The sequence below is a fragment of the Aestuariicoccus sp. MJ-SS9 genome (assembly GCF_032586235.1).
Classification (GTDB): Bacteria; Pseudomonadota; Alphaproteobacteria; order Rhodobacterales; family Rhodobacteraceae; genus Aestuariicoccus.
The window spans coordinates 1-713 of record NZ_JAWHTD010000133.1 but is presented as its reverse complement, the minus strand read 5'-3'; the positions used below and the strand labels follow the sequence as shown (position 1 = coordinate 713).

1 pseudogene is annotated in these 713 nt (G+C 56.7%); it reads right to left on the bottom strand.

The features are described 5' to 3' along the window. Window positions 1-334: 334 nt before the first annotated feature. Window positions 335-631 (bottom strand): annotated as a pseudogene (locus RXV88_RS23605) (integrase core domain-containing protein); the annotation flags it as partial. Between the last annotated feature and the right edge of the window lie 82 nt (window positions 632-713).

The window sequence follows — 713 nt, the reverse complement described above, 5'->3', positions numbered from 1 at the left end:
CCCTGCAGGCCAAAGCCAACAAAATTAGACATTTCTCACATAAATTCAGAGCGTTGGGCGTTGTTCAGACCCGACTAATTATCCGGATGCTCGGCCGCCAGAGACTCGCTGCAGTGCCGCTGGTCGGCTTCGAGCCGATTGTGGTGAAGAACTCTGCAGCTCGAAATTCGCGTTGAAAATCCGGAACTTTGTTCTCGCAGATAGCCGTTTATAAAATGTGGTTTGCGATCGGGCGCCTGCGTGGAAAGTTGTTCTGCCAACCAGCAACGCGAAAAGGATGACCCGTAGCCAATCGAGTTCATGCCGTCTGACCTGCCCCCTGCCGGTCCCTCATTCATAACGAGAGTCTGCAGGTTGGATTTGGGTATTCGGCTTCATCGTCTTGCGCAAGCGCGCCGGGCACGGAGCCCTCAAATTGCTCAAGCGCCCGGCGCGCTTGCTGCGGCGTCTGGTTGGTTAGGGACGAATGCGGGCGGTCCGTATTGTAGTCGTAGCGCCAGAGCGCCAGCTTTCTCCGTGCGTCGTCCAGGCTGTCGAAGATCTCCTCGTTCAGCAATTCGTCCCGCAGGCTGCCGTTGAAGCTTTCAATGAAAGCGTTCTGCTGCGGTTTGCCCGGATCGATATAGTGCCAAGGGAGGTGCTGCCAGACGGATTCGAACCCGTCTCCACAAGGACAGTAGGACTGCCCTTATACCGCGCCAAGTTCGCGCCAC